Annotated in this window: 17 protein-coding genes; 13 read left to right on the forward strand and 4 right to left on the reverse strand. The window is 53.0% G+C overall.

Features of this window, described 5'->3' with window-relative positions; genetic code table 11:
* Positions 1-14 precede the first annotated feature (14 nt).
* Genes FD737_RS05405 through FD737_RS05420 form a run of 4 tightly spaced genes read left to right on the forward strand, consistent with a single transcriptional unit; the run spans position 15 to position 3,953 of the window.
* The gene (locus tag FD737_RS05405; protein ID WP_034823562.1) at positions 15-1,292 is read left to right on the forward strand and encodes an ABC transporter substrate-binding protein; all 1,278 of its coding nucleotides are present in this window, start codon (positions 15-17) and stop codon (positions 1,290-1,292) included.
* Positions 1,293-1,302: 10 nt separating this feature from the next.
* Positions 1,303-2,214 carry a carbohydrate ABC transporter permease gene (locus tag FD737_RS05410; RefSeq protein WP_097117151.1) on the forward strand — a complete coding sequence of 304 codons (912 nt, stop codon included), beginning with the start codon at positions 1,303-1,305 and terminating at the stop codon, positions 2,212-2,214.
* Positions 2,211-3,029, forward strand: coding sequence for a carbohydrate ABC transporter permease (locus tag FD737_RS05415; RefSeq protein ID WP_058960559.1), 819 nt, complete (start codon positions 2,211-2,213; stop codon positions 3,027-3,029). The genes FD737_RS05410 and FD737_RS05415 overlap by 4 nt, the downstream gene beginning before the upstream one ends.
* Positions 3,030-3,041: 12 nt before the next feature.
* Positions 3,042-3,953, forward strand: a complete 912-nt coding sequence (locus tag FD737_RS05420) for a metallophosphoesterase (protein ID WP_097117150.1) — start codon at positions 3,042-3,044, stop codon at positions 3,951-3,953.
* Between the two features lie 35 nt (positions 3,954-3,988).
* Here the strand turns inward: FD737_RS05420 and FD737_RS05425 are convergent, their stop codons facing one another.
* Positions 3,989-4,735 carry an HPP family protein gene (locus FD737_RS05425; protein WP_097117274.1) on the reverse strand — a complete coding sequence of 249 codons (747 nt, stop codon included), beginning with the start codon at positions 4,733-4,735 and terminating at the stop codon, positions 3,989-3,991.
* Positions 4,736-4,924: 189 nt separating this feature from the next.
* Here FD737_RS05425 and rluF point away from each other — a divergent pair, with 189 nt between their 5' ends.
* The gene (gene rluF / locus FD737_RS05430) at positions 4,925-5,806 is read left to right on the forward strand and encodes a 23S rRNA pseudouridine(2604) synthase RluF (RefSeq protein WP_034823556.1); all 882 of its coding nucleotides are present in this window, start codon (positions 4,925-4,927) and stop codon (positions 5,804-5,806) included.
* Positions 5,807-5,916: 110 nt separating this feature from the next.
* The gene (locus FD737_RS05435) at positions 5,917-6,066 is read left to right on the forward strand and encodes a hypothetical protein (protein ID WP_160832916.1); all 150 of its coding nucleotides are present in this window, start codon (positions 5,917-5,919) and stop codon (positions 6,064-6,066) included.
* Between the two features lie 47 nt (positions 6,067-6,113).
* Here the strand turns inward: FD737_RS05435 and FD737_RS05440 are convergent, their stop codons facing one another.
* Positions 6,114-7,151 (reverse strand): NADP-dependent oxidoreductase, encoded by a 1,038-nt coding sequence (locus tag FD737_RS05440; RefSeq protein ID WP_097117149.1) that lies wholly within the window; start codon positions 7,149-7,151, stop codon positions 6,114-6,116.
* A 153-nt stretch (positions 7,152-7,304) separates the two neighbouring features.
* Here FD737_RS05440 and FD737_RS05445 point away from each other — a divergent pair, with 153 nt between their 5' ends.
* The 6 genes from FD737_RS05445 (at position 7,305) to FD737_RS05470 (ending at position 15,216) form a co-directional block, all read left to right on the forward strand.
* The gene (locus FD737_RS05445; protein WP_234473204.1) at positions 7,305-7,544 is read left to right on the forward strand and encodes a helix-turn-helix domain-containing protein; all 240 of its coding nucleotides are present in this window, start codon (positions 7,305-7,307) and stop codon (positions 7,542-7,544) included.
* Complete coding sequence (locus tag FD737_RS05450; protein WP_097117148.1) at positions 7,537-8,769, forward strand: type II toxin-antitoxin system HipA family toxin; 1,233 nt, start codon at positions 7,537-7,539, stop codon at positions 8,767-8,769. Before FD737_RS05445 ends, FD737_RS05450 begins: the two co-directional genes overlap by 8 nt.
* A gap of 197 nt (positions 8,770-8,966) precedes the next feature.
* The gene (locus tag FD737_RS05455) at positions 8,967-10,322 is read left to right on the forward strand and encodes an MFS transporter (RefSeq protein WP_160832917.1); all 1,356 of its coding nucleotides are present in this window, start codon (positions 8,967-8,969) and stop codon (positions 10,320-10,322) included.
* On the forward strand, positions 10,300-11,643 hold the full coding sequence (locus tag FD737_RS05460; protein WP_097117146.1) for an enolase C-terminal domain-like protein: 1,344 nt from the start codon (positions 10,300-10,302) through the stop codon (positions 11,641-11,643). The genes FD737_RS05455 and FD737_RS05460 overlap by 23 nt, the downstream gene beginning before the upstream one ends.
* Before the next feature lie 9 nt (positions 11,644-11,652).
* The gene (locus FD737_RS05465) at positions 11,653-12,768 is read left to right on the forward strand and encodes a beta-propeller fold lactonase family protein (protein WP_097117145.1); all 1,116 of its coding nucleotides are present in this window, start codon (positions 11,653-11,655) and stop codon (positions 12,766-12,768) included.
* 348 nt (positions 12,769-13,116) lie between these two features.
* Positions 13,117-15,216, forward strand: a complete 2,100-nt coding sequence (locus FD737_RS05470; protein ID WP_160832918.1) for an FUSC family protein — start codon at positions 13,117-13,119, stop codon at positions 15,214-15,216.
* Here FD737_RS05470 and FD737_RS05475 read toward each other — a convergent pair.
* A complete protein-coding gene (locus FD737_RS05475; protein ID WP_160832919.1) occupies positions 15,213-19,802 on the reverse strand; it encodes an ATP-dependent helicase in 4,590 nt (1,529 codons plus the stop codon). The two genes, FD737_RS05470 and FD737_RS05475, sit on opposite strands and share 4 nt — an antisense overlap.
* A gap of 113 nt (positions 19,803-19,915) precedes the next feature.
* On the opposite strand from FD737_RS05475, the gene FD737_RS05480 reads away from it, so the two are divergent.
* Positions 19,916-20,467 carry a YbhB/YbcL family Raf kinase inhibitor-like protein gene (locus FD737_RS05480; protein WP_034823536.1) on the forward strand — a complete coding sequence of 184 codons (552 nt, stop codon included), beginning with the start codon at positions 19,916-19,918 and terminating at the stop codon, positions 20,465-20,467.
* Between the two features lie 36 nt (positions 20,468-20,503).
* Here the strand turns inward: FD737_RS05480 and FD737_RS05485 are convergent, their stop codons facing one another.
* Positions 20,504-21,934, reverse strand: coding sequence for a cytosine permease (locus tag FD737_RS05485; protein WP_058960550.1), 1,431 nt, complete (start codon positions 21,932-21,934; stop codon positions 20,504-20,506).
* Between the last annotated feature and the right edge of the window lie 190 nt (positions 21,935-22,124).

Here is a 22,124-nt window from a genome sequence, read left to right on the forward strand (position 1 = left end):
CCCAAGGGATAATCATGTCTGCGATTCGTTACTCACGCCTGGCCTCTGCTTTACTGCTCTGCACTACGGTTTCCGCTTTTGCCGCTGATCCGGTCAAATTGCAGATGTACTATCCGATCGCGGTCGGTGGCAAAGTCAGCCACACCGTTGACGCGCTGGTGGCTGATTTCGAAAAAGTGCATCCGGAAGTGAGCATTCAGCCGGTGTATACCGGTGATTATGCGACAACCGTCACCAAAGCGCTGACCGCATTTCGTGGTGGCAATGCACCGCAGCTGGCGGTCATTGGTGACATTGAGGCTTATTCCCTGATTGATGCGGGCGCGATTGTCGCCGCCAGCGATCTGGCGACCGGTGATGAAGGTAAAAAATGGATCGATGGATTCTATCCAGCGTTCCTGCGTCACATTGATGGCAAAGTGTGGGGCGTGCCATTCCAGCGTTCAACCGTGGTGATGTACTGGAATAAACAGGCCTTTGAGAAAGCTGGCTTGAATGGCGACACACCGCCGGCCAACTGGCAGCAGGTGGTGGAATTCAGTAAAAAACTGACCATCAAAGATGCTAACGGCGTGAGCCAATGGGGCATCGAGATTCCGTCCACGCCAAACGGTTACTGGAACTTCCAGGGACTCTCTGCCACCAATGGCGGTCGTCTGGATAACGGAAAAGGCACGGCCGTACATTTCAACACCCCTGGTAACGTTGAAACACTGCAATGGCTGACCGACCTCGGGCAAAAAGAAGAAGTGTCACCGAAAGGCGCCATCGCCTGGGGTACCACACCACAGGACTTTATCAGCGGTAAAACCGCCATGATGGTCACCACCACCGGTAACCTGACCAACGTGCGCGATAACGCCAAATTCCCATTTGGTGTGGCGATGCTGCCAGAGAAAACACAGCGTGGCAGCCCAACCGGCGGCGGTAACCTTTACGTCTTTAAGAATGCCTCACCCGAGCAGCAAAAAGCCGCGATGGAGTTTATCCGCTGGGTGACTTCACCGGAGCAAGCTGCGCGCTGGAGTATCGCGACAGGCTATGTGGCGACATCTCCAGCAGCATGGGACACCACGGTGATGAAAGACTACGTGAAAGAGGTCCCTCAGGCGCTGGTCGCGCGTGAGCAGTTGAAGTATGCGCAGCCAGAACTCTCGACCTACAACAGCGTACAGATTCAGGATGCGTTGAACCATGCTGTCGAAGCGGCGGTGACCCAGGCAAAAACCCCGGCAGAAGCGCTTGAAGGTGCGCAGAAGCAAGCGGATCGCCTGTTGAAGTCCTACCAGTAATGGAAGCGCGATGAGCACGATAAATGCCAGTACGGCGCAGCGTCGTCCCGCATTCTGGTCGACGCAGCTTTATGGTTACCTGCTGATTTTGCCAGCACTGAGTTTTTTGCTGCTGTTTACGCATTATCCCGCGGTGGCGACGATCTGGGAGAGTCTGTTCAGCGCTTCCCGTAATAATCATCCGGCCCACTTTGTTGGGCTGGATAATTACATGGCCTTGCTGGATGACGATATCTTCATCCAGTCGTTCTGGAACAACTTGTTGTATGCACTGATCACCATTCCGCTGGCCGTCGCGCTGGCGTTAATGATGGCGCTGGCTGTGAATCGACGATTGGCGGCAAATTCGCTGGTCCGCGCGGCGTTTTTTATTCCATCATTGCTCCCAATGATTGCCATCGCCAACCTATGGCTGTTTTTCTACACTCCGCAGTTGGGGCTGTTGAATAAGTTGCTGGCGCTGTTCTCACTGCCTGCCGTGAACTGGCTCGGTGAGCCGGGCACGTCCCTTTATTGTCTGATGGCGGTTTCTGTCTGGCGTGAAGCGGGCTTCTTTATGATCTTCTATCTTGCTGCCTTACATCAGATCGATCCCCGCCTCAATGAAGCGGCAGCGATTGAAGGGGCTTCACGCGGTTACTTTTTCCGTCGCGTGCAATGGCCGCTGTTGATGCCAACGACGCTATTTGTGTTGATCAATGCTTCGATGAACGCCTTCCGCATTGTCGATCAGGTGATTGCCATGACCAACGGGGGCCCCAACAACAGCAGTAGTCTGCTGCTGTTCTACATCTATCGCACCGCATTCAGTTTCTGGGATATGCCTGCTGCCGCGGCGATGACCGTGGTATTGCTGGTGATTCTGGCGGCGATTGCGCTGATTAAATTTACGCTGCTGGACAAGCGAGCCCATTATCAATGAAGAAGACGAACGCGTTGGGTGGCTGGTGTCTGAACCTCATCATTTGGCTGGCCGCGCTGCTGTGGCTGTTGCCGATTCTGGTCGCCCTGTGGGTAGCAATCCATCCTGCATCGGATCAGGCCAGTTTTTCGCTGTTCTCACCGCTGACCTTTGATAATTTCATCAAGGCCTGGCATGCCGCGCCGTTTGCCCGCTACTTCCTCAATACCACCTTGCTGGTGCTGATGATTGTGGTGGTGCAGTTAATTTTGGCGACCATGGCGGCCTATGCGCTGGTGCGTTTCAAAATGAAATTCTCAGGGGTTATTTTCGCGCTGATCCTGCTGCAGTTGATGATTAGTCCGGACGTTTTGATTTTGAACAATTACAAAACCATCGGTGCGTTTGGGCTGCGCGATACTTTAACGGGAATAGCATTGCCGTATTTCGCCTCTGCTTTTGCCATTTTCCTGCTGCGTCAGACGTTCAAAAGTATCCCACTGGTGCTGGAAGAGGCGGCGATTGTGGAGGGAGCCAGTCGGTTTTATATCTTGCGCAAAATCTACATTCCATTGGCGAAACCGATCTACATCGCTTTTGCCCTGGTCTCGATCAGTTTCCACTGGAATGATTTCCTGTGGCCGCTGGTGATTACCGATTCCGTCAACGTAAGACCGCTCACCGTCGGATTGCAATTGTTCTCGGCGCCAGAGCAGGGTGTACAGTGGGCGCTCATTGGTGCCGCTACCTTGATGACCACCTTGCCGTTGCTGGTGCTGTTCCTGATTTTCCAGCGCCAGTTTATTCAGTCGTTCATGCGTGCTGGTATTCGCTAAGGAGTGTTTTTCGTGACTCATCCGCATCCATTGACATCCTTGCAGCGCGAACTCCTCGGCGATGTGGCCGAGCTTTATGCTTTACCTGATTTACGTCCTGCAATGATGGATAACGTGCTGCGTTTCGGTGTGATTGCTGATCCGCAGTATGCCGATGTCGAAGCTGATATCGCCAATAACCTCTACTACCGTCATGCACTTGATAAGTTACCGCAGGCAATTGAAGCCCTGAATCAGCAACCGCTGGATTTTGTTGTCACGCTGGGGGATTTGGTTGACCGCGATTGGGCAAGCTATGCCGCCATTCTGCCGCTGTATGACCAGTTGGTGCATCCGCATGCGGTAGTGTTGGGGAATCATGATGCGCAAACCCTTGCTCAGCATCTGAATAATCGTGCGGCACTCCCCAAAAGTTATTACTCGTTTCGCTTAGCGGGGTGGCGGTTTATTGTTTATGACGGTAACGATGTCAGTTTGTACTGCAATGCACTGAATGGTGATGACTATTACCAGGCTGAGAACCTGTTAGCGGAATTAAAGGCGCAGCGACAGCCGCAGGCTCAGCCATGGAACGGTGCCGTCGGTCAGCAGCAGCTGAACTGGATTGAACAGCAATTGATTGAAGCTCAGCAACGGGGGGAAAAAGTGGGGGTGTTTGGTCATTACCCGCTGGCGCCTCACACCACGCATATACTGATGAACGCCAGTGTGCTGGTGGATCTCCTTTCTAGTTACAACATACATTTTTGCTTCTCAGGGCATGACCACCGCGGCAACGCTGCATACATCGGTCAGACAGGGTTTTATACCATGAAGGGCATGCTCGATGGCCCAGCCGAAGTGCCCTTTGCGGTGGTCGAAGTGGATGATAATGGTGTAAGGATTCACGGCTTCGGCGGGGAAATCAGTCGCGGTCTGTTTTAATACAGTTTGCAGTTGGGTTTAGTACCGCCTGCTATTTAACTAGCGCGCTTCAGCGACTGTACCGGCAGCTGTTGCCGACGACGCGCAATCTCTTCAGCACGCTGTAACAGCTGCTGCAAATCATCCTCGTCAATATCGAGAAGCTGACCGTTCTCCAGTGCCTGATGCAGATCATCGCGAGTAATTGGCACTTCAAGCGCCACTGAATTCGTTTTAGGTTCGTTAGCAGCCAGCGGATGCGGGTAACGGCGACCCGCAAGATTATTAAAAATGATTGCCAGTACAGCGAGACACACGGAATTTAGCAGCACGGGAGAGAGAATAAACTGATATCCCAATTGCTGAACGCCACTGCCGCCCAGAATCGCTGTCAGCGCCACCGCCCCGCTGGGAGGATGCAAGCAGCGCAGCTGAAACATCACGGCAATGGCGAGACAAGCCGCAATGCCGCAAGCGACTGCGGGATAGGGCACATACATCGCGGTTGTCACGCCTATCACGCCTGCGACCAGATTCCCGCCAACAATCGACCAGGGTTGCGCCAACGGACTATTCGGTAAGCCGAAAAGCAGCACTGCAGACGCCCCCATCGGTGCCACAAACCATAAGTTGACCTCACCAAGCAGCCAGTGGCTGGTCAGGCTGGTGATCATCAGGCCGAGGCCCGCACCGATGCTGGCCATCACTCTCTGTTTTTTGGCGACCGGTAACGGATGCGGCCAAAGACGGGCAAGGAAAGTCCGCAGCGATGTTATCCAGCTGGCGCGACGCAGGTGTGTCATGAAGGTCATACTCTGTCATAAGAAAACGCGATGGATGGCGATTGTCGCTGATCGATTCCTGAGGAACAACCACAATGTTAGTGTGCTGTTACCAAACGGTGATGAGGTTACAAGCTGGAACAATGATGTTTAACCGTGTCTTACACAATGTCTAAGGTTGTTGTATAGTCCGTTTTTTTCGGAGGAACCATGCTGCCCAACTCATCCACGCGCCTGAACAAATACATTAGCGAGAGCGGAATCTGCTCACGACGTGATGCCGATCGTTACATAGAGCAAGGTAACGTTTTTATTAACGGCAAGCGCGCGACCGTTGGCGCACAGGTCTTTGCCGGGGATGAAGTGAAAGTGAATGGACAGTTGATCGAGCCGCGTAACGAAGAAGATTTAGTGCTGATTGCGCTTAACAAGCCGGTGGGCATTATTACCACTATGGAAGAGGGTGAACGTGATAACATCGGTGATTTTGTTAACCACAGTAAACGCGTGTTCCCGATCGGCCGTCTGGATAAAGACTCACAGGGTCTGATTTTCCTCACCAACCACGGTGACCTGGTCAATAAGATCCTGCGCGCCGGTAACAACCACGAGAAAGAGTACGTGGTGACCGTAGATAAGCCCATCACCGACGAGTTTATTGCCGGGATGGCGGCGGGTGTGCCGATGCTGGGTACTGTGACCAAAAAATGCAAAGTGAAGAAAGAGTCGACCTTTGTGTTTCGTATCATCCTGGTTCAGGGTCTTAACCGCCAGATTCGCCGAATGACCAAGCATTTTGGCTTCGAAGTCACCAAGCTTGAACGTACGCGTATCATGAATGTCAGTCTGAAAGGCATCCCGCTGGGCGAATGGCGTGATTTTACTGATGACGAATTGATTGAGTTGTTTAACTTGATCGAGGATTCTTCATCCGAAGACAAAAAAACGCAGCAAAGCCAGGCGAAAAAGAAACCGGCAGCAGCGGCGAAAAAAGTCGCATCGAACGGTGCAAAGATTCCAGAGAAAGCTGCGGCCAAACCAGCAGGACGTCAGCGCTTTGCTCAACCTGGTCGTAAAAAGAAAGGGCGTTAAATTTTCCCTGGATTTGCCATGACTGTTTAAACCCGGAACAAATTTTATAATCCTCTCACTATTTGTTCCGGTTTTTTCCCTTCATACTTTTTTTAACAAAGGAGGGAACAATGAACAACGCAACCTGGTTAGATGAAATGCAGCATTTCTATGCCGCGCAGCCGCGTCCGGCGTGGGTTCCACGCATGTTTTGGCTGACCAAAAAACAGCGTAATAAAATTTTGACGGAACTCTTGCTGCCGCAGGCCAAACAGAGATAACGCTGCTATTTAGCCGGTTATTTAATGTTAAGAATAACCGGCCCTTATCACTCTTCTTCAGCCACTTTGACCACGGTTTTACCAAAGTTATTACCCTTCAACATATCGAAGAACGCCTGTGGTGCATTTTCTAATCCATCGATCATGTGTTCACGATAGTGAATTTTCTGCTGTTCAACCAATGGCGTCATCGCCTGCAGAAATTCCGGATATCGATCACCGTAATCCTGGAAAATAATAAACCCCTGCATACGGATTCGGCGCTTCAATATCCCACTCAGGATTTGTGGCGTACGGTCAGGACCAGCGGGTAGGGTTTTGCCACTGTTATAGGTTGAGACCAGTCCACAAACCGGTACGCGAGCGGCGGTGTTCAACAGCGGGAACACGGCATCAAACACTTTGCCACCAACGTTCTCGAAATAGATATCGATCCCGTCCGGGCAGGCGTTCGCCAACTGTTCAGCAAAATCCTCGCGATAGTGATCGAGACAGGCTGAGAACCCGAGTTTTTCAATCGCGTAGCGGCATTTCTCTTCACCACCGGCAACGCCAACCACATGACAGCCTTTGAGCTTACCCAGTTGCCCGACGGTGGCTCCCACCGGGCCCGTCGCGGCGGCGACCACCAGGGTTTCGCCTGCTTTTGGCTGCCCAATGTCCATCAGGCCCATGTAAGCGGTGAAGCCGGGCATCCCCAGAATGCCCAGCGCCCAGGATGGGTGGGGCAGATCGCCGATTTTCGCTACGCCAGTGCCATCCGAGACGGCATAACGTTGCCATCCGCTGCCTGCCAGTACCCAGTCACCGGTTTTATAATCGGGATGCTGCGATTCAACCACCTGTGAAACTGTACCGCCGACCATTGGCTGATCAAGTTGTGCCGGAGGCGCATAGGATTTACTGTCATCCATGCGCCCGCGCATATAAGGATCCAGTGAGAGGTAAACCGTGCGGAGCAGCATTTCACCTGTTTTGATGGAGGGAATAGGTTGTTCAACAAGCCGGAAATTCTCTTTAACCGGTTCGCCATCGGGGCGCGATGCCAATAGCCAGGCTTGATTGCTGTCAGGGGATTGCGTCATGTAAACCTCTTTACTCATTTGAATCAGGCAAGTGTAGTAGAAACCTATTTAAGAGTTTGTCGCAATCTTGAAATGTTGCTATATAATAACAATTAGGTGTTTTTTACATATATGTTGCTATATAACAACATTTGGAGGCGTATGCTGCCAGGCATGCAAGATATCGGCAGAAAGTGCCAGGAAAAACGTAAAGCGAAAAGGTGGACGCAAGCCAAAGCAGCCTTGCATTCGGGTGTTCACCGCACCGTGATCTCGCAGATTGAGAACGGCCTTTATTCTGGGTCACTCAAAGTATTGACGTTGTATCTCAATACGCTCGAACTAAAACTTTCCGTGCAGTCTGCGGGCATACCGCAACTGGATGAACTGGAGGAATTGTTTAACGATGACTGATTTCAACCAATTGGCAAAGCCACTGCGTTACATTGACGTGTTTAGCGGGGGTGAGTACAGCGGAAGATTGTTGCATGAACGGGGGAGTTACAATTTCAGTTATTTCTCTGAAATGGCACGCCCCGTATCGCTTACCATGTTGGCGGAAAATCGGATCAGTTATAACGGTAGTCGATTATTTAATATTTTTGAGATGAACATACCTGAAGGCTATGTTCGCTACCACATCGCTGAACGTTTACGCCGTTATGTGGGGAACGTGAGTGATATGCTTTTCCTCGCATTACAGCAGGACACTGGAATAGGCGCATTATCGTATAAAAGTGAGATCGATTTTCCGCGGCCTTCACCGGAAAAACTGGATGATTTGCTTCGCTGGGATCATAAAGAAAGCGCTTTTCAATATTTGCTAAATAAATACCTGCTACAAACCTCCATTTCGGGTGTGCAGCCTAAGGTAATGATCAGCACTGAGAATCGTGGTACCGTGTTGTACCCAAATCTTATAGCGAAAACGGGTGATGAAGAGTACCCACGATTAGCGGAAAATGAATTTATCTGTATGTCCCTGGCGAAGCTTTGTGGCTTGCCAGTTGCCGATTTTTGGCTTTCTGATAATAAAGAACTTTTTATTATGGAACGCTTTGATATTCAGCATAATAGACGTCTGGCAATGGAGGACTTCTGTGTGCTATCAGGGAAAACATCAGACCATAAATACAGTGGTTCTTATGAAACCGGTGGGAAAATTGTGAGTTTATTTACGCGCGATCAGTCCCAGGTTGAGTTGTATTGGCGCTATGTTCTTTTTAGCTGCATGGTAGGCAACGGTGACGCGCATTTGAAGAATTTTTCATTACTGTATGCAAGTGAAAATAATGGATCACCCAAGTTATCCCCACTCTATGACGTGGTCAATACAGACATTTATCCAACTACTGATAAAGAGTTGGCGCTTAAATTAAATAAAAGCAAACTATTCCCCAATCGAGATAATCTGCTGAAGTTTGCGCGTGAGCTTAAAATCATCAAGCCTGCTGATATCATTGAGCAATTCGCAGATATCATAAGTGACCAAATAAATAACAACCCGATTTTCGATGATTTCCCTGCGCTTAAGGAATCAATCGCCCAGTCTCTGACTCGCAGCGTGGCGACTAACAATGTATTTTTAACCACTGACGTCAAACGACCTAAAAAACGAAAAACTGACTCATTGCTCTAATAGCGCTGGGAGGTATCTATCTTCCCAGTGAGCCAGCGCACAAACCCACACAAAACTTTACGCTGGGAAAACCGCTAACGCATTGAACATAAAAGCACCTTCAACATCTGCACAAACGGTCTCGGGCATTCTCACATAACTGCTCTTTAATCGACTGCGTATACCTATAGCGGTGCAATTAACCCAATAGGTGACGCATGACGGTTCAACAATCTTATGATTTAGCAGCAGATCACGACGCGCATATCGCCTCCGCAATCGCTAAGTTTTTCCGTCGCATCATCCCGATGCTGGCGCTGATGCTGATTGTTAACCAGATTGACCGAGCCAACATTGGATTCGTCAAAGCCGAATTACAGACGGATGCGGGGATCAGTGCCGCAGCCTTTGGTCTGGGCGCAGGATTGTTCTTTATTGGTTATGCGCTGTTCGAAGTGCCCAGCAATATGATGCTGAAAAAACTCGGGGCACGCGTGTGGCTGACGCGCATCATGATTACCTGGGGCATCGTGGTGGTGTTAAACGGTTTTGTGAGCACGCCGCTGCATTTCTATGTCCTGCGCTTCTTGTTGGGTGTGGCAGAGGCGGGATTTTTCCCTGGCGTCTTATTCTACTTTCGCCAATGGGTGCCGAACGCATGGCGCGGTCGTGCCACCGCGATGGTGCTGAGTGCCACCGCCAGCGCCTTTCTGTTTTCCGGCCCCTTAACTGGCGCCATTCTGATGCTGCATGAGGTGAACGGGCTAGCCGGGTGGAAATGGGTGATGTTCCTGGAAGGGGGCGGATCGATTGTGATTGGTTTGCTGGCCGCGCTAGTGCTGGTCTCTAAACCGCAGGATGCCAAATGGCTTAACCCAGCAGAGCAACGTGCGTTGCAAGCACAGTTAGCGTTAGAGGATGCCGCTCGTGACGTACATGCTAAAGAGCACGGCCGCTGGGGTTTATTGCGCGATCGCAGCTTACTGTTCTATTGTCTGATTTTTTTCACCATGACCATGACCGGTTACACCCTGGTCTTCTGGCTGCCGCAAATCATCCAGCGTATTCAGGGTTACAACAGCTTTGAAATAGGTTTGCTGACCGCCGTTCCGTGGTTATGTGCCATTGTTGCCTTGTTCCTGCTGGGTAAAACCACCGACCGCTACCGCGATAAGCTGGATAAAGGGCTGGGGCTTGCGATGCTGATTGCCGCGTGCGGCACCTTTATGGCCACCACCGGCACACCCTGGTTTGGCTTTGTCGCGATGATCGTCGCTTGCATTGGCTCGAAAGTCAGCGCGGCATTCTTCTGGCCAATGCCGCAAAGCGAATTACCTGCTTCAATCGCCGCGCCTGGTATTGCCCTCATCAACTCCATCGGCAACCTCGGCGGGTTCTTTGCACCCACCGTGTTTGGCTATCTTGAACTTCATACCGGCAGCACCACCGGCGGGCTGTATGCGCTGACCAGCGTGTCGGTCATCACCGGTGTCTGGCTGCTGCTGCGACGCAAACCTGTTCCCCCTGCATTCGGTCACACGGAGAGAAACCATGTCCGACACACCAGTCATTAAATCGATGCGTATCGTTCCGGTTGCCGGATACGACAGCATGCTGCTGAACATCGGCGGGGCGCATAACTGCTGTTTCACGCGCATTCTGGTGATCCTTACCGATTCAGCAGGCAACAGCGGCGTGGGGGAAACGCCGTGCCACGCTTCAACGTTGCAACTGCTAGAACATTTTCGCCCGCTGATTATCGGTAGCTCACTGATGCGTGCTAACGCCACGTTGAGCCAACTGTTCGCCAGCGACGCGCGGCAGCAACACACCTCGCACACCAATGACATTCATATTCCGCAGATGAATCCAGAGAAGTTTTACAACGCGGCGGCGGCTATTGAGGCTGCGTTGCTCGATTTGCAGGGTAAATTCCTCGATTTACCGGTAGCGGATCTGCTCGCCAGCGGTAAGCAACGAGAGCGTATTCCGGTGTTGGGCTATCTGTTTTATATCGCAGATCGTCAACGCACGAACATGCACTACCGTTCGGGTGATGACGAAGCGGATGGCTGGTTCCGGTTACGTCATCAACCGGCAATGGACAGTGCAGCAGTGGTACGGCTCGCAGAAGCCGCAGTAGAACAATACGGTTTTCGGGACTTCAAGCTAAAAGGCGGCGTCTTGCATGGCGAGCAGGAAGTCGAAACCGTGGAAGCCTTGCTGTCGCGGTTTCCACAATCTCGCGTCACCGTGGATCCGAATGCCAGTTGGTCGCTGGATGAAGCGATTCGCTTTGGTAAACAGCTGGCAGGTAAGGTGCCATACCTGGAAGATCCTTGTGGCGCAGAGCAGGGATATTCCGGGCGCGAGACCCTGGCCGAGTTCCGTCGCGCCACTGGCGTGCCGGTGGCCACTAATATGATCGCCAATGACTGGCGGCAGCTGCAGCACGCTCTGCAGCTCAACGCCATCGACATCCCGCTCGCCGATCCCCATTTCTGGACAATGCGCAACGCCAACGTCGTCGCGCAACTGTGTAACGAATGGGGCCTTACCACCGGTTGCCACTCCAATAATCACTTTGATGTTTCACTGGCGATGGTGGCCCATCTTGGTGCTGCAGCACCTGGCAATCGTCAGACCGCCTTCGATACGCACTGGATATGGCAGGATGGCCAGCCACTCAGCCACCAGCCACCGCAAATTCGTGATGGTTATCTGGAGCTGCCGCCGGGGCCAGGTTTGGGCATTGAACTGAATATGGAACGCGTCGAGCAGGCGCATGCGCTCTATAACGCACTGCCCGATAAGAACCGCAACGATGCATTGGGCATGCAGTTTTTGATTGATAACTGGCGTTTTGACGCAAAACGTCCGGCTCTGGTTCGCTGAGGACATTAAATGAAGAAAACCTTTCACATAGCCACATTACTTACGGCGATGGCGCTCAGCGCACCATTGCTGGCAAAAACTTTTGTCTACGTATCAGAAGCGGATGATGGCACCATCGCCCGCTACACGCTGAACGAACAAACCGGCGCATTGCAGTTGATGGGGCGCACTCAGGCAGGCGGAAAAGTGATGCCGCTGGCGTTGAGTGCTGACCACCAGCATTTATACGCGGCCATTCGCAGTAAACCACTGCAACTGGTGAGCTGGCACATCGATCGCGCGACGGGCGACCTTAATCAGAGGATTGCAGTGCCTGCCATGGCCAGTTATCCCTATATCAGCACCGATAAACAGGGGCGATTCCTGCTGGGCGCCTCCTACGATGGCGATGTGGTGCATGTCTATCGGCTAGCCAAAGATGGCAAGGTGATAGCACCGCCGGTGGGCAGCTACAAGACTGGCCATGCGGCACATTCGGTGATTGTTGATAATGCCGGTAAAACCGCCTACGTCGGCAATCTCGGTACTGACCGCGTATTGCAGTTGAAGCTGAGCGAGGAGGGGGAACTCAGCGCGCTGGGCAACGGTTATGTCAAAACCGCCGACGAAAATGGCCCGCGTCATTCGGTGTTATCACCGGATCAACGCTTTCTGTATAACGTCGGTGAGATGGGCGGCATCATCACCCAGTTCCGTCGCGAGCCGAGTGGCGAACTGGTCAAAGTCAGCGAAACCCCCAACGCCGTAGCCACAGAGTATAAGTTGCAGCATGGACGTGAGCGACCGGCAGGTTACAGCGATACCACGCCACGCATCTGGTCAGCCGATATTCATCTGACGCCAAACGGTCATTTCCTGTTTGTGACCGAACGCACCAGCAGCACAGTGAGCGGATACCGCGTTGATCAACACAGTGGCAAACTGACGCTGATAGGTAGTTGGCCAGTAGAGAAGCAGCCGCGCAGTATTGCCATAACACCGGACGGCAAATGGCTGATCGCCAGCGGTGAAAAAAGCGCAGTGACAGGCAGCTACGCCATTGATGCCAAAAGTGGTTCGTTAAAGCGTGTGGGTGAAGCGCCTGCTGGTAAAGATGCGAACTGGGTAACGGTGCTAAGTGACTGAGTCCCCCTTGCGATGATCTGGCGCAATGCTCTGCGCCAGATTGCGCGAAATGTTTTTATGGAGCCGTTGTAATCATTGAGGTTGTTTAGAAAAGTGTGATCCAGGACACATTTATACGACTGATGACAGGTTGTGAAGCAATAGGCTTATAAATCAGAGAGATTCTGTAAATAGAAGCTGAATTTGCATTTAGTCCATTAGTAACCCTTAATAATTACTCTGATATTGATTGCCTGCCAATATCACCAATTTTGATGCTGTAACAACCTGACATATTTATCGCCGTGAGTAGATTGAATATTCTGGCAGGATACGCCGCACTTAGTGCCGTCTGGTCTCAATACTGTCATGCAGTGGTTTTCAAAAAACGCCGTTTTTTTTTCTGTAAAAACCTGTCTGGCTGCCTTTTTGGCATTGTACTTCTCACTGGAACTCAACCTGGATAAACCCGCCTGGGCCATTACCACGGTTTTCATTGCCTCTCAGCTTTACTCTGCGTCCACCATTTCGAAATCACTGTTTCGCATGCTCGGCACCTTGTTAGGCGGCGTGTTTATCTTCTTTGTTTTTCCCGTCACTGTTGAACACCCCTTACTTTTTAGCTTCATTATCTCACTGTGGGTGAGTGTGTGCCTGTACCTTTCCCTGCACGATCGCACGCCAAAAAGCTATGTATTCATGCTGGCAGGTTACAGCGCTGCCATCATGGGATTTCCTGAGGTGATGACGCCGCTGTCTATCACCAATACCGTGTTATCCCGCATTGAAGAGATCGCTGTTGGCACTGTGTGTAGCAGCCTGGTACATGCGCTATTGTTTCCGGTCTCGATGCGTAGTTTGCTGGAACAGAGTGTCAGCCAGTGGTATTTGAATGCGCGCAAACTTTGCCACGATTTGCTGTCCGGTATTCCGGGGGATAAGTCTCCCGAACGCGATGAAATACTGACGCGTATGGCGACCAATCCGCAGCAAGTGGAAATTTTGATCACGCACTGTGTTTACGAGGGTGATGCCGCGCGCCGTTTGATTCGTCTGGTCAGCGTGCAGTATCAATATCTCTCTTATTTAATCCCCACGCTCACTGCGATTGAACTACGCCTGCAGCGATTATCGGCATTGCAGATTACCTTCCCGGACAACGTCGCGGTAGCATTCCGCCTGTTTTTGCATTGGCTCAACGATGGCGAAGCCGTGGGTGAAACCAGCGGTATCCAGCTGGAATTAAGCCGTTGTCAGAGTGATATCAACCAGGCCTGGCGTAGCGGGGAGCTACCGATTGAACACTGCCTGCTGTTTACCGGTTTGCTGGAGCGCATGGCGGACTTTGTCCGCATTGCGGGCGCTTATCAAAGCGTCGGCGGGTTGGTCAGCGATCTCTCGGGTGACACCACACCCGCACGCGGCAAACGTACCCATCGTTTCTATGACAAAGGGTTGATCAGGCTGTCGGCCTTAACCGCATTCTGCGCGATTTTTGGTTCCTGTTTACTGTGGATTGGCACGGGTTGGCACGACGGTGCCTCAGCACCCGTAATGGCTGCCATCCTGAGCTCGCTCTTTGCCAGTATGGATACGCCACTGACCTCAATGAAATTGTTTGTGCGCGGTGTAATTGTGGCCATCTTCATCAGCGTGATTTATGTGGCATTGCTGTTACCGCAGGCCACCTCATTTGAAGCGTTGATTATTTGTCTGGTGCCGGGCTTGCTGATACTCGGCCTGATGATTGCACGCCCCTCAACCAATATGATTGGCATCAGCGTGGCTATCCAGATTCCCGGCTTTATTGGTTTAGGCCATCATCTTAAGCCCGATCTGGTGTTGTTGATTAACAACGCGATTGCTTCGTTGGCTGGCGTGCTATTTGCCGTCATTATGACTGTATTGATGCGTAATAAACGGCCTTCATGGACGGCGCGTCGTGCGGTTCGTCAGGGGTTACGTGAGCTATTACGCTTTATCAAGGAACTTGAACGTACCGGTTCATCGCTGCTGGGCAGACAGCGTTTCATCAGTTTGATGCTGGATAAGGTCAACGTGGTACTGCCGCGTTTACGACTGGATCCACAACCGGATATGTCGACCGCCGGGATGTTACTGACGGAAGTGTGGCTGGGCGTGAACAGTTTTGATTACTACGCCCGCCATAAAGATCTGCTGGCAAAACATCAGCTGGACAGCGGACAGATGTTTCACGAGCTTGCCTTGTTCCTGAAACGGCGTCTGAAATCGCTACAAACACGACCACACCAGGATTTGCTGGACGAACTCGACTGGCTGTTGCTGCTGCTGGAGCGGCTGGCAAAGCAGGATGACGGGTTACTCACACCGCTGTTTCATCTGTTTAGCATTCGTCTTTACCTGTTTCCTGAGCAAGCGTGGCCCATTGCCACGCCGCGCCAGTTGGAAAGAATGCAACTGCAGGATTATCGTCAGCGCGCTTATTAACCGTACCAACTGTAACCTTTGGGGACACGTGAGAAACCCGCCTCTTTCAACGCTGCGAGCAGGTTGGATTGTCCGACGGGTCGATCGTTAACCCGTTCCAGCGTGAAATTAAGATGCTTTTCGCGGCTTAACGCCTGGCCCAGCGCAACCAGTGCGGCATGAAGATCTTCGTCGCCATCCTGCGCATCAAAGGTCATCAGCTCTTTACCTCCAGGGGGAAGGTAAAGCAGGACACGACCACTGGCGATGACCGTAAAAGCACCCGCACGGCGCGTGGGTTTGGCTCCTGTGAGGCTGAGCGGCCATGGTAGTGTTAAACCGAAGGGGTTCGCGGGGTCAACTGCGGATAATACGACAGGGGGATGTCGCACTGACTTGCCAGCGTCGAGTTGACGCAGACGATCGATAGCAGGGTTATCGGCAAACTGTGCCGCGCCCATGCCTGCAATAAAACGCCCACGCAACAGTCGCCCGGCATCTTCCATCCCGCGCAACACCGGTTGCAGCGCCGGAAAGCCGCCGGGAATCTGTTCGGCGATTGCGGCACCACGCGTGATGACACCAAATCGATCCAGCATATTTTCTGCCATTGACAGCGCGCGTTCGGTGTCAGCAATCGGCTGGCGGGGGATCAACGACCAGCGACCGGCCATGGTATTCAGCGATAAGCGGGGAGCTGTGGTGCGACCGGCGCTAAAACTGGCGCGACTATGCCGTCCATGACGAGCACGTACAGGGCGTGGTTTGGGTGTGATGGTCATTTGGCTGAGATTACGCAACGCCGACCAGGTATCAATGGTGAGGACGCCGCGCCAGACTAGTTGCCAAAGAGCCTGATAAATCTCCGTCGGATCGATTATTTCTCCGTTGTCCCGGATTTCGGTTATGCGCGGGATCAGTTGTTTGACGAACCAACCCGCGCCATCCTGCATCAACGCCAGTAAAGATGACTCAATGGGTGACAATGTCACTTTGTTATCCAGGGCAGGCAAGGTTTCGCTGGCGAATTCACTTAAATGCAGGGAAACCAAGCCGTCCTGCATGTTTGATGAGGGATGACCAACCCAAATGACCTCTCCCGATGAGAGCAATTCATCCAGCATGGCTGGCTGATAATCCCGAATGCGTGCAGGGAAGATTTGCGATTCCCACAGTGATACCGGCAGCACCACGCCTGCCAGTTGTTCAACGACTCTCATTACGCCATTCAGACCGGAGAAAGCGCCTTGTGGCTGTCGCGCGTTTGCATCACTCAACAGCCCCTGACGCTCAAGCAGAAACGTCACATAGGCGGCCGGTGCAACGGGTTGAGTGGCGTCGCGCGCGGACTGTAACGATCGCACACGTAAGCGGCGAAAGACGCTTTCTGCTGCCCACTGCGTGGACTCATCAGATCCTGAAGCGAGAAAATCGCCTTTAAGTAATTTATTTTGCTGGCGAAGCTGATCCAAAGCTTCATCCACAACGGCGCGACCGAGGCCAAAGCGTTGAGCCACTTGCAAACTGGTAAACACGGCGTGGGTGCGGGCGTAGCGCCCCAATAGATCCTGCAATGGTCGGACGACCGGTTCGAGCAGTGCAGCCGGGAGGCCTGTCGGCAACACGCAACCCAGCGCATCGTGCAGACGTACCGCATCTTCAGCCACTGCCCAGCGTGCGATACCCGCGATTTTCACACTGACGATCCGCTGCGCCTGTTGCAGCGCGTGTAAGCCGGGCTCAAGGGGCTCATCGCCATTGAAGCGTGCAACAAGTTCTTCGGTTGATAACGGACCCAGTTCGCGCAGCATATCCACCAGAGCCTCAATAGTGCGCGCCTGATACTCTGCCACGCAGCGCTGTAACTCCTGTTCAACCCGTGCAATCACGGCGGGTTCCAGTAACTCACGCATCTCCGCCTGACCCAGGAGATCACTCAGCAGATTGCTGTCGAGCGCCAGCATTGAAGCGCGTCGTTCAGCCTGCGGTGCATCACTGGCATACATGAACTCGGCGACGTAGCCAAACAGCAGCGGTGCGGCAAACGGCGAGGGCGTTTCGGTGGTGACTTCTGTCAACCGCACATCACCCTGATGTAATCGCGCCATCAGGTGATGCAGCGCGGGTAGGTCGTATACATCTTGCAAACATTCGCGTGCCGTCTCAATCAGGATCGGGAAGTCTGTAAACTGACGCGCCACTTCCAGCAACTGGCTCGCGCGTAAACGTTGTTGCCAGAGAGGAGAACGTTTGCCGGGATTGCGGCGTGGCAATAGCAGGGCGCGGGCAGCACATTCGCGAAAACGTGCGGCGAACAGCGCCGAATGCCCGACTGATACCATGACGATACGTTGTAGTTCATCAGGTTCGAATAAAAAGAGCTCGGCACCCGGCACCCGACCGTCACTATCGGGGAAGCGTGCCACGATACCGTCGTCGCTGGCGACCACAGCCGGATCGATCCCCATGATGCGGCCAATGCGTTCTGCCACCGCCAGCGCCCAGGGCGCGTGCACGCGTTGACCATAAGGGGAGTGCAGGATCACGCGCCAGTCGCCGGTTTCATCCCGACAAGGCTCAATCAACAAGCTGCGGTCGGTGGGCAACTCGCCAGTTGCCTGAATTTGTTCGGCGATCAGGCTTTTAATATTGTGTCGGGCATTGGCGTCAAGACTGTCACCGGGTAGTGACGTTTCACTATGGGCCTGTCGTAAATAACCACCAATCGCTTCACCCAGTGTCGCTGAACGGCCGAGACTGTCGCCATGCCAGAATGGCAGACGCGCTGAACGGCCCGGCGCAGGCACCACCACAACCTGGTCATGGGTGATTTGCTGAATACGCCATGATGTTGCGCCAAGGGTAATGATGTCGTTAATCCGCGACTCATAAACCATCTCTTCATCCAGTTCCCCGACGCGTCGTGCGCCCGTCTGTTCTTCACCTTCGGGCAGCATAACGCTGAACATCCCGCGATCCGGGATGGTGCCACCGCTGGTGACAGCCAGGTGCTGCGCGCCAGGCCGTCCAGTCAGGGTATTATTCTGTCGGTCCCAAATTAGGCGGGGTCGCAGGTTGGCGAACTCATCGGAAGGATAGCGCCCGGCTAACATGTTTAGCACCGCTTCAAATGCGTGACGTGGTAACGTTTTAAACGGTTCTGCACGCCGTACCAGCTCAAACCAGCTGTCGATTTCCAGCGTGTCCATTGAGGCGGCGGCGACCGTGTGCTGAGCCAGCAGGTCCACCGGATTGTGTGGCAGGGTAATCGCATCGAGTTCACCCGCCAACATCGACTCAACAATGACAGCCGCATCCACCAAATCGCGTCGGGTGCGCGGCCAGATGATGCCTTTCGGCGTACCGCCGACCTGATGACCCGCGCGCCCGACGCGCTGGAGCGCACTGGCAACCGAAGGGGGCGCACCAACCTGAATCACCAGATCGATATCGCCCATATCAATACCCAGCTCCAGGCTTGATGTGGCGACCACGCAACGCAGCTCGCCCGCTTTGAGCGCGTTTTCAATTTCCAGCCGTTGTTCTTTAGAAACAGAACCGTGGTGGGATCGGGCCAATAAGTCATTCGGTGTGACGGTGCGTTTCTCTGTACCGCCGGTAAAGGAACCGTAGGCAAAGGACTCTTCTGGCGCAGTGGGCTTTTCTCCGAGGCGACGCGTGTAGAGCTCATTCAGCCTCGCGGTAAGTTTTTCAGCCAATCCGCGGGAATTGGTAAACACCAAAGTGGCGCGATGGCGTAACACCTCATCCAAAATCCCGGCTTCAATGTGTGGCCAGATGGATCCTGCGGACAGTGTGGCATCCTGCACTGAACGGCTATCGGGGCGCTGCTGAATATCCGTCATATCTTCAACAGGCACCCGGATAGTTAATGCTAATGGGCGCTGAGCTGTAGGATTCACGATCAGCGTTTCGCGACTCCCACCTAGAAACCGTGCGACGGCCTCCGGCGGTTTTACCGTGGCGGAGAGGCCGATACGCTGCGCAGGGTGCGTTAGCAGCGTATCCAGCCGTTCAAGGCTGAGCGCCAGATGCGCGCCGCGTTTGCTGCCCGCGATGGCATGTACTTCATCAACAATCACCGTAGAGATGCCACGCAGCGTGTCGCGGGCTTTTGATGTCAGCATCAGAAATAAAGATTCGGGCGTGGTGATCAAAATATCCGGTGGGCGCCGCTGTAATTTTGCCCGCTCGCTGCTGAGCGTATCGCCCGATCGCATGCCCACCTCCAGGGTGATCTCGGCTTCACCGCGTTTGCGCCGCTCTTCAGCCACCCCCGCTAAAGGCCGTTGCAGATTGCGCTGAACATCCGCCGCCAGCGCTTTCACCGGAGAGAGGTAAAGAATGCGTGTTCTGTGACTTCGTTCGGGGAGATCTTCGGCGCTGCGTTCACGAAACAGGGCATCAATCGCATAGAGAAATGCCGCCAGCGTTTTACCAGAACCGGTGGGCGCAATCACCAAACAGTTCTTACCGCTCGAAATGGCCTGCCAGGCTTCATGTTGTGCGGGCGTCGCCGCTTTAAAGGTGTCGCGAAACCATTGCTGCGTGGCGGCGGTAAACAACGCGAGTGAAGAGGCTGGCATCCGATGCTCCTGGGGTTTCAAAGAGGACTTTCAGCAGTGTAGCCTGCAGCATGATTGTGAGCAGGTTATATACTTGATGTTTTGGCTGATTTTTTCATCAACAGGAGTGAGAAATGATGATGTTCAAACGCGCACTATTATTGGCGTTGCTTCCGGGAACCGTGCTGGCTGCCCCGATATTTACGCTGCAATCATCGGATTTTAACGACAGTGCCATGCTGGATAAAACCTTTGCAGGCAACAACAAAAGTAACCCGTCATGCACCGGCGACAATGTATCTCCCGCTCTAAGCTGGTCAAATGCACCGGCCGGCACCCGTAGCTTTGCGCTGATGCTGACCGATCCCGTAGGAGGAAAAGGCTTAGGCGTGACACATATGGTGGCCTATAACATCGCGGCGGATCGCACGCAGTTTGCGCAGGGCGAATTAAGTAAAGGCGAAGGATACACTGGAGGTAAGAATTCGCCGGGCACCACAAGTTATTACGGTCCATGCCCACCAGTGGGAAGTGGCATACATCATTATAACTTCGTGATGGTGGCAACAGATTTGCCGGTAAATCAATTACCTGGCGGACTGACACATGATGAGTTGATCGCCAAATTGAAAGGCCATACCTTGGGGGCTGCCACCATTGTGGGACGGTTTACCAACGATAAGTAAGTCATACGGCCGCCTGAACTGGCGGCCGTGACAACGTCACTCTACAGGATAGATAGACTCTGCCAACGCGCCCCGACGATCCAGTCGGCGTGCGGCTAACCACAGCAATGCGGTGACAAACCAGCCAATAATCCACGACACATCATTGCCTGCAAATATCCAGGTCAATGAGCCATGGTGCAGCGGATTATCAATAAACGGCAGTTGCACCATCACACCCAGGAAATAGACCACAATCCCTGCCCAGTTCCAGCGCCCATAACGACCATCAGGCTGTGAAAGTGCCGGAATATCCACGCGCCCTTTGGTGATGAGATAAAAATCGGTAAGGCTGATTGCGCTCCACGGAACAAAGAAGGCCAGCAGGAACAACAGGAAATGTGTAAACGACTTAAGGAAGGCCGGTTCACTGATCAGGGCGATGATGCAGGCGATCGTGACCATCAACACCACAAACAGAACCCGACCGCCACGGCTGAGGGACGTTTGCTGCCGGAAGCCTGACACGATGGTGGTGAGTGACATAAAGCTGCCGTAAGCATTCAGGGTAGTGAAGGTAATCTTGCCAAAACAGATAGCAAAGTAGATCACCATTGCCATGGTCGCGCTACTGCCCAGACCCACGATATATCCCACTTCATTACCGGAAAACGCTTTTCCGGCAATCGCCGCCACAATCACGCCCAACGTCATTGAGGCTTGGGTGCCTAAAACGGTGCCGAAAAACACCGAACTGAACAGCTTTTTCGCCGAGACGTTAGCCGGCAGGTAGCGTGAGTAATCAGACACATACGGGCAAAAGGCTATCTGCCAGGAGGATGAGAGTGAAACGGCCAGCAGGAAGTTGGCAATCGTGAAGTGCTGATTTTGCCACACGGCCGACAAATCATGCGTGGAAAGCAGGGTGATGAACAGATAAGCGAAGGCCAGCACACCGATCACACTCGCCACTTTACCCAACTTGTGAATCACCCGATAACCGAGCACCGCAATCACCACAATGATGGCGCTGAACAGGATCATACCCGTCGCGTTGCTCACATTAATCAGCTTTGCCAGTGCCTGACCGGCCAGCACGGTGCCACTTGCCGAAAATCCAACATACATAATGCATACCAGCAGCAGCGGGATCACCGCACCAAACACGCCAAACTGCATGCGACTGGTGATCATCTGCGGTAAGCCAAGACGTGGGCCCTGAATGGCATGCAACGACATGATGGCGGCACCAATAATCTGGCCCACTAACAGGCCCACAAGCGACCACACCACATCGCCGCCCAGCACCACGGCGAGCGCACCGGTGACAATGGCGGTGATTTGCAGATTACCGCCGAACCAGAGTGTGAACTGGCTAAAAGGGTGGCCATGACGTTCACGGAGCGGGATGTAATCGATAGATCGGGTTTCAGACAGGCGCTGGTTTTCTCTGCCTGAATAATCGGCTGCAGGTGATTCGGCTGACATAGTTTCCTCGCTGAAACAATGAACGCAGTGCGTTATGTTATTTTTGTTTATCAGTTGTGTTTGCAATAGGCGATACATGTATATACATGTATCGATATTGTCACGCGAGAAAAGAAGTTACAAGGCAGCCTGTCATTGGAAAATGTGATGACGCTGGCAAGGTTGTCATCAAAAGGAAAGGGGGAAGAGA

Source organism: Pantoea sp. Seng (genome assembly GCF_009829935.1).
Taxonomy (GTDB): Bacteria; Pseudomonadota; Gammaproteobacteria; order Enterobacterales; family Enterobacteriaceae; genus Pantoea; species Pantoea communis.

Bases quoted from the DNA above. Each gene is read 5' to 3' on its own strand.
- FD737_RS05405 (WP_034823562.1), top strand. From the start codon at position 15: ATGTCTGCGATTCGTTACTCACGCCTGGCCTCTGCTTTACTGCTCTGC.
- FD737_RS05410 (WP_097117151.1), top strand. From the start codon at position 1,303: ATGAGCACGATAAATGCCAGTACGGCGCAGCGTCGTCCCGCATTCTGG.
- FD737_RS05415 (WP_058960559.1), top strand. From the start codon at position 2,211: ATGAAGAAGACGAACGCGTTGGGTGGCTGGTGTCTGAACCTCATCATT.
- FD737_RS05425 (WP_097117274.1), bottom strand. From the start codon at position 4,735: ATGACACACCTGCGTCGCGCCAGCTGGATAACATCGCTGCGGACTTTC.
- rluF (WP_034823556.1), top strand. From the start codon at position 4,925: ATGCTGCCCAACTCATCCACGCGCCTGAACAAATACATTAGCGAGAGC.
- FD737_RS05435 (WP_160832916.1), top strand. From the start codon at position 5,917: ATGAACAACGCAACCTGGTTAGATGAAATGCAGCATTTCTATGCCGCG.
- FD737_RS05440 (WP_097117149.1), bottom strand. From the start codon at position 7,151: ATGACGCAATCCCCTGACAGCAATCAAGCCTGGCTATTGGCATCGCGC.
- FD737_RS05445 (WP_234473204.1), top strand. From the start codon at position 7,305: ATGCAAGATATCGGCAGAAAGTGCCAGGAAAAACGTAAAGCGAAAAGG.
- FD737_RS05450 (WP_097117148.1), top strand. From the start codon at position 7,537: ATGACTGATTTCAACCAATTGGCAAAGCCACTGCGTTACATTGACGTG.
- FD737_RS05455 (WP_160832917.1), top strand. From the start codon at position 8,967: ATGACGGTTCAACAATCTTATGATTTAGCAGCAGATCACGACGCGCAT.
- FD737_RS05460 (WP_097117146.1), top strand. From the start codon at position 10,300: ATGTCCGACACACCAGTCATTAAATCGATGCGTATCGTTCCGGTTGCC.
- FD737_RS05465 (WP_097117145.1), top strand. From the start codon at position 11,653: ATGAAGAAAACCTTTCACATAGCCACATTACTTACGGCGATGGCGCTC.
- FD737_RS05470 (WP_160832918.1), top strand. From the start codon at position 13,117: ATGCAGTGGTTTTCAAAAAACGCCGTTTTTTTTTCTGTAAAAACCTGT.
- FD737_RS05475 (WP_160832919.1), bottom strand. From the start codon at position 19,802: ATGCCAGCCTCTTCACTCGCGTTGTTTACCGCCGCCACGCAGCAATGG.
- FD737_RS05480 (WP_034823536.1), top strand. From the start codon at position 19,916: ATGATGATGTTCAAACGCGCACTATTATTGGCGTTGCTTCCGGGAACC.
- FD737_RS05485 (WP_058960550.1), bottom strand. From the start codon at position 21,934: ATGTCAGCCGAATCACCTGCAGCCGATTATTCAGGCAGAGAAAACCAG.